Annotated in this window: 1 pseudogene; it reads right to left on the reverse strand. The window is 50.2% G+C overall.

Annotated features, from left to right (window positions below):
- Positions 1-253: pseudogene (locus tag CF394_RS13495) on the reverse strand (UDP-glucose--hexose-1-phosphate uridylyltransferase); the annotation flags it as partial.

Raw genomic sequence — 253 nt, forward strand, 5'->3', positions numbered from 1 at the left:
ACGATTGGCAAGTCGGCATTAGAGCCCGCAAAATAGCCTGGAAACTGCTCTACGATAGCTAGCAGGCGCTCAAAACTCTGACGACTAATGGCCATGGGACGATGCTGGCCGTCTAAGAAAATACAGTGCTCATTAAAATAAGCATAGGGCGAATACTGGAAGCCCCACTCCTGACCCGCCATTTCAAAACGGATAATGCGGTGATTGCTGCGAGCTGGATGGTTAACCCGACCATGGTAGCCTTCGTTCTCTA

It is taken from the genome of Tetzosporium hominis (assembly GCF_002265435.1).
Lineage (GTDB): Bacteria > Bacillota > Bacilli > Bacillales_A > Planococcaceae > Chryseomicrobium > Chryseomicrobium hominis.